Here is a 6,308-nt window from a genome sequence, read left to right as displayed (position 1 = left end):
ACAATCGCCCTATGAAACTCGACGCCGAAGACCTCGCCAAGATCACCGAACTGACCCTGGCCCACTACGAAGAAAGCGCCCGGTCCTTCGAGGAAGGCACGCGCGACCACGACGTCAGCCAGAACATCGCCGCGTTGCTGCGCCACATCGAGGGCGAGCCCCCCTGCGACATCCTCGACCTCGGCTGCGGTCCCGGCCGCGACCTCAAGACCTTCGCCGCCCTCGGCCACCGCCCCGTCGGCCTGGACGGCACCCCCAGCTTCGTCGCCATGGCCCGCGCCGCCAGCGGCTGCGACGTCTGGCACCAGGACTTCCTGCGCCTGCAACTGCCCGCCGCCCGCTTCGACGGCATCTTCGCCAACGCCGTCCTGTTCCACGTCCCCACCCAGGAACTGCCCCGCGTCCTGCGCGACCTGCGCGCCACCCTCAAACCCCGCGGCGTCCTCTTCAGCTCCAACCCCCGCGGCGGCAACCAGGAAGGCTGGAACCGCGGTCGCTACGGCGCCTACCACGACCTGGAAGGCTGGCGCACCCTGCTGCAAGCGGCAGGCTTCGAAGAACTCGAACACTACTACCGCCCCGACGGCCTGCCACGCGAACAACAACCCTGGCTCGCCAGCGTGTGGAGAAGGGCGGACTGACCGCATGACGCGATACACGCGTCACCTTCCGCTCCCCGCATCGGTGGAATGGCCAACCTCTCTCTATCTCCCAGCAAGTTGCGGAAGATGGATATGCATCAATCACCGGCGCGCAGCGCATTCGCCACCCCCTCAAACGCCTGGACGCCAATCTTGGCCGCCCGCGCGGCCAAGATTGGCAGCCCTGAAAGTTCCATTCCCTGCACACGGGTCCAGCAGCGCGACAGACCGAGAGACTCGTAGCCCCTCGGGCAGGCGGCCTCCCGGGCGGGCAACCTCGATGCGCCCGACGGAAACCGAAGGCAGCCGCCGCAGGCGGCAACAAGGTTGAGGATGGGGCAGTCCGGAGCGAAGGCTCCGGACCGCAATCGTGGGCGCCCGCCCGGGAGGCCGCCTGCCCGAGGGGCGACCTACGAAGCACCTCCTCCCAAAGCCACAACTCCCCCCGCTCGCATACATACGAAGCACAAACCGGATACCCGCCGCAGCCACCGGCCATCCCCCCCCTGACGGGCATCAACCCACCCCGCAATATCCGCACTCCCCGGATACCCGCCGCCAAATCCGGCTACCGCCCCGCCCGCGCCCGCCCTCAACATCCGCCTCACGATCTCAGCAACCCAAGAGGCAAGCAAATGAAGGGACTGGCCCACAAAACCGCCATCGTCACCGGCGGCGCCACGCTGATCGGCGCCGGCGTCGTCGCCGCGCTGCGCGCCAAGGGCGTGCGCGTCGCCATCTTCGACATCGACGCCGGCGGCGCCGCCCGCGTCGCCGCCACCGACCCCGACGGCATCCGCGCCTGGCCGCTCGACATTACCGACGACGCCCAGCTGGCCCGCGCCGTCACCGAGGTCGCCGCCCACTTCGGCCGCATCGACTACCTCGTCAACCTCGCCGCCACCTACCTCGACGACGGCGCCGCCTCCGGCCGCGCCGACTGGCTGCGCGCCCTGGACATCAACGTCGTCAGCGCCGTCATGGCCGCCCGCGCCGTGCATCCGCACCTGGTGGCCGCCGGCGGCGGCGCCATCGTCAACTTCACCAGCATCTCGTCGCGTGTCGCGCAGACCGGCCGCTGGCTCTATCCGGTCTCCAAGGCCGCCTTGCTGCAGGTCACCCGCAGCCTGGCGATGGACTACGCCGGCGACCGCATCCGCGTCAATTCGGTCTCGCCCGGCTGGACCTGGTCGCGCGTGATGGACGAACTGACCCATGGCGACCGCGCCAAGACCGACCGCGTCGCCGCCGACTTCCACCTGCTGGGCCGCGCCGGCGATCCGGCCGAGGTGGCCGAGGTGGTCGCTTTCCTGCTGTCGGACCACGCCAGCTTCGTCACCGGCGCCGACTACGCCGTCGACGGCGGCTATTCCGCCATGGGCCCCGAACAGGCCCGTCCCGCCATCCCGCGCCTGGCCGAATAAGGCCGGCCTTACCGCTCATCGGGCCGCCAGGAACCCGGCGGGCCCGCACACCAAACAGGAGATCCATCATGCGTCGAATCGCGATCGTCGGAGGAGGGCAGGCCGGCCTGCCGTTGGCACTGGGCCTGCTGGACAAGGGCTACGAGGTGACCGTGGTCACCAACCGCGAGCCCGATGACATCCGCCGCGGCAAGGTCATGTCCAGCCAGTGCATGTTCGATGCCTCGCTGCAGATCGAGCGCGACCTGGGCCTGAACCAGTGGGAAGCCGACTGTCCGCCGGTCGAAGGCATTGGCCTGGCCGTGCCGCACCCCGAGCGCCCCGGCCACAAGCTGATCGACTGGGCCGCGCGCCTGGACCGTCCGGCGCAGGCGGTGGACCAGCGCATCAAGATGCCGGCCTGGATGGAATTGTTCGCCGCCCGCGGCGGCCGCCTGCTGATCCAGGATGGCGGCGTGGCCGAGCTGGAGCTGCTGGCCGCCTCGCACGACCTGGTGCTGCTGGCCGCCGGCAAGGGCGACGTGGTCAAGCTGTTCGAGCGCGACACCGCGCGCTCGCGCTTCGACAAGCCGCAGCGCGCGCTGGCCTTGACCTACGTGCACGGCATGCGCCCGGCGCCGGTGTTCTCGCGGGTCGCCTTCAACCTGATCCCCGGCGTCGGCGAGTACTTCGTGTTCCCCGCGCTCACCACCACCGGCCCCTGCGAAATCATGGTGTTCGAAGGCGTGCCGGGCGGCCCGATGGACTGCTGGCGCGATATCAAGACGCCGCAGAACCACCTGGCCAAGAGCCTGGACATCCTGCGCACCTTCCTGCCCTGGGAGGCCGAGCGCTGCGCGTCGGTCGAGCTGACCGATGCCAACGGCATCCTGGCCGGCAGCTTCGCGCCGACGGTGCGCCAGCCGGTCATGACGCTGCCGTCGGGCCGCCTGGTGTTCGGGCTGGGCGACGCCGTGGTCACCAACGACCCCATCACCGGCCAGGGCTCGAACAACGCCACCAAGGCCTGCGCCGTCTATCTGGAGGCGATCCTGGCGCGCGGCGACCAGGCCTTCACGGCCGAGTGGATGCAGCAGACCTTCGAGCGCTTCTGGGACTACGCCAGCGCCGTGGTCGACTGGACCAACTCGATGCTGCTGCCGCCGCCGCCGCACCTGCTGCACCTGCTGCAGGCCGCCGGCGACGCGCCCGCCCTGGCCAGCGCCGTCGCCAACGGCTTCAACCATCCGCCCAACTTCTTCCCGTGGTGGACCGACGCCTCCGCCTGCGAGGCCTTCATCGCCGCCAAATCCACCCGGGCGGCGGCGTGATGGCGGCCCTGGACTGGGGCAGCACCGACCTGCACCCCAAGGTCCTGCGCGGCGTGCTGGGCAGCTACCCGACCGGCGTGGCCATCGTCGCCACGCGCTGTCCAGACGGCCGCAAGGTCGGGCTGACCATCAACTCCTTCGCCTCGCTGTCGCTCGATCCGCCGCTGGTGCTGTGGAGCCTGGTGAACCGCTCGCCCAACCTGGCGGCGTTCCGCGACTGCGACCACTTCACCATCAGCGTACTGGCCTGCGGCCAGGAGGCGCTGGCGCGGCGCTTCGCCGATCCGGCGGTGCCGGACAAGTTCGAAGGCGCCGAGCTGCACGAGGTGCCCGAGGGCGTGCCCGCCATCGCCGGCGCCGTGGCCACGCTGGTCTGCGCCAACGACCAGCAGAGCCCGGCCGGCGACCACCTGCTGCTGTTCGGCCGGGTGCTGCGCGTGGCCAGCCTGGAGGCCACGCCGCTGGTGTTCCATGCGGGGCGCTTCACGGCGCTGACCCTATGATGCCCTCATCTTCCGCGTCCGACGCCCAGATCATCGTGGTGGGCAGCGGCATGAATTCGCTGGTGTGCGCCGCGCTGCTGGCGCAGCGCGGCAAATCGGTGCTGGTGCTGGAGCGCAACGACCGCCTGGGCGGCTGCATCCGCACCGAGGAATTGTTTCCTGGCTACCGCCACGACGTGCTGTCGAGCTGGTATCCGCTGTTCGTCGGCGGCCCCGCCTACGCCGCCCTCAAGCCGGCCCTGCAGGCGGCCGGCCTGGAATTCGCCCAGTGCGACTACACCACCGGCCTGGCGCTGCCCGACGGCAGCGGCATCGCCCTCAAGCAGGACATCGCGGACAGCGCGCGGCGCCTGGACGCCTGGGCGCCCGGCGACGGCGCCGCGTTTGGCGCCATGGCGCAACGCCTGTTCGGCGAAGACGCCGCGCTGACCTTCGGCCTGCTGGGCCAGAACCCCTATGGCGCCGGCATGCTCAAGCTGCTGTTCGGCGAGTGGCGCCGGCGCGGCCTGGACGGGCTGATGGCGTTCGCCGCCGATTCGCTGGAGAGCTTTCGCCGCTGGTCCGACCGTGAATTGCAATCCGACGCGGCGCGCGCGCTGATCGCGCCCTGGGTGCTGCACACCGGCCTGGGACCGGACGACGCCTGTTCGGCGCTGATCGGCAAGCTGACCTTCGCCGCGGTGGTGGCCGGCGGCATGCCGGTGGTCAAGGGCGGCAGCCAGGGCGTGGTGGACGCCCTGGCCAAGGTCATCGAGCACCACGGCGGCCGGCTGCAGACCGGCGCCGCCGTCGAACGCATCCTGACGCATGGCGAAGGCCGCCGCCGCCGCGCCGTCGGCGTCGTGGCCGCCGGCCGCGAGTACCGCGCCCGCGAGGCCGTGGTCTGCAACGTCACGCCCGGCCAGCTGTACGGCACGCTGCTGCCCGATGCGCCCGAGCCGGTGCGGCGCCGCGCCGCCGGCTACCGCCACGGCCGCGGCGGCATGCAGATCCATTTCGCGCTCGACGCGCCGCCCGACTGGCGCACGCCCGAACTGCGCCACGTGCCGCTGGTGCACCTGACCGAGAGCATGGAGCAGGTCTGCGCCTCGGTCACCGAGGCCAACAACGGCCTGTTGCCGGCGCGGCCGACGCTGGCCATCGGCCAGCCGGTCGCCGTCGATCCGTCGCGCGCGCCGGCCGGCGGCTGGATCCTGTGGGTGCAGATGCAGGAGCTGCCGGTGCGCGTCAAGGGCGATGCCGCCGGCCTGATCGACACGCCCGCCGACGGCCGCTGGACCGAGGCCCTGCGCGAGGCCGTCGCCGACCGCGTGCAGGCGCGGCTGGAACCGGTCATGCCCGGCCTGGCGCAACGCATCGTCGGCCGCCGCAGCTACTCGCCGGCCGACCTGGAGGCGCTGAACTGCAACCTGGTGGGCGGCGATCCGTACGCAGGCGTCTGTTCGCCCGACCAGTTCTTCTGGCTGCGCCCGTTCGCCGGCAGCCAGGGCGCGCGCGGCCACCGCACGCCGCTGCGCAACCTTTTCCACATCGGCGCCGCCACCCACCCGGGTCCCGGACTGGGCGGCGGTTCCGGCTATCTCGTCGCACAACAACTCGCGCCCCGCGGGGGCAGGAGCGGAACATGAGCAGACACCTGACACGCCGGCTGGCTTGCGCCGCGGCATTGGCGCTGGCCGGCGGCGTGGCGCAAGCCACCGAAGGCGGCGGCCTGGGCATCTATCCGGACGGCCTGGAGAACTTCATGTCGGGCGCGCTGCCGCCGCCCGGGGTGCACATGCTGGTCTACGGCGGCGGCGCGCGCTACGACAAGCTGCGCGGCAACGATGGCGAACGCCTGCCGGTGCCGGACTTCAAGGTCGACGTCAACGTGCTGGCCCCGCGCCTGATCTGGGTCACGCCGCAGCAGGTGCTGGGCGGCCAGCTGGCCTTCCATGCCATCGCGCCGCTGCTGGACGTCACCTTCAAGGCCGGCGGCCAGCGCTACCGCAGCACCGGCCTGGGCGACATGACGCTGGGCGTGGCGCTGGGCTATCACCTGTCCGAATCGCTGCACTACGTGGTCGGCCTGGACATGTACGCGCCCACCGGCGAATACGACCGCAAGGACCCGTCCAGCCTCGGCAAGAACTACTGGACCGCCCAGCCCGTGTTCGCGCTCAGCCGCATCAGCCCGGACGGCTTCAACGCCGACCTGAAGCTGATGTACGACTTCAACTTCCGCAACTCCGCCACCGACACCCGCTCGGGCCAGGCCATCCACGCCGACTACGCGGTGGGTTGGGGCGTGGGCAAGGGCTGGGTGCTGGGCGTGGGCGGGCATGCCTTCCAGCAGGTCACCGACGACAACGGCCCCAACAGCGCCGCCGGCCGCGCCCGCGCCTTCGGCGTGGGGCCGTCGGTGCGCTACATGAACGACCGCGGCTGGCT

At 71.3% G+C, this 6,308-nt stretch carries 6 protein-coding genes; all 6 read left to right on the top strand.

Annotated features, from left to right (window positions below; translation table 11 throughout):
* A partial coding sequence (locus AOZ49_RS33170; protein ID WP_231690478.1) for a class I SAM-dependent DNA methyltransferase occupies positions 1-641 on the top strand: 641 nt, incomplete at its 5' end.
* 635 nt (positions 642-1,276) lie between these two features.
* On the top strand, positions 1,277-2,065 hold the full coding sequence (locus AOZ49_RS29190; RefSeq protein ID WP_054479348.1) for an SDR family oxidoreductase: 789 nt from the start codon (positions 1,277-1,279) through the stop codon (positions 2,063-2,065).
* A 68-nt stretch (positions 2,066-2,133) separates the two neighbouring features.
* Positions 2,134-3,375, top strand: coding sequence for a styrene monooxygenase/indole monooxygenase family protein (locus AOZ49_RS29185; protein ID WP_054479346.1), 1,242 nt, complete (start codon positions 2,134-2,136; stop codon positions 3,373-3,375).
* Positions 3,375-3,878, top strand: a complete 504-nt coding sequence (locus AOZ49_RS29180; protein WP_054432234.1) for a flavin reductase family protein — start codon at positions 3,375-3,377, stop codon at positions 3,876-3,878. Before AOZ49_RS29185 ends, AOZ49_RS29180 begins: the two co-directional genes overlap by 1 nt.
* Positions 3,875-5,506, top strand: a complete 1,632-nt coding sequence (locus AOZ49_RS29175) for a phytoene desaturase family protein (RefSeq protein WP_369815892.1) — start codon at positions 3,875-3,877, stop codon at positions 5,504-5,506. Before AOZ49_RS29180 ends, AOZ49_RS29175 begins: the two co-directional genes overlap by 4 nt.
* The coding region (locus tag AOZ49_RS29170; protein WP_156355784.1) for a SphA family protein at positions 5,503-6,308 on the top strand (806 nt) is incomplete at its 3' end. The genes AOZ49_RS29175 and AOZ49_RS29170, both read left to right, overlap by 4 nt.

Source organism: Achromobacter sp. 2789STDY5608615 (assembly GCF_001298995.1).
GTDB classification, from domain to species: domain Bacteria; phylum Pseudomonadota; class Gammaproteobacteria; order Burkholderiales; family Burkholderiaceae_B; genus Achromobacter; species Achromobacter insuavis.
Note: the sequence above shows the minus strand (reverse complement) of the source record. Positions and strands in the feature narration are given on the sequence as shown.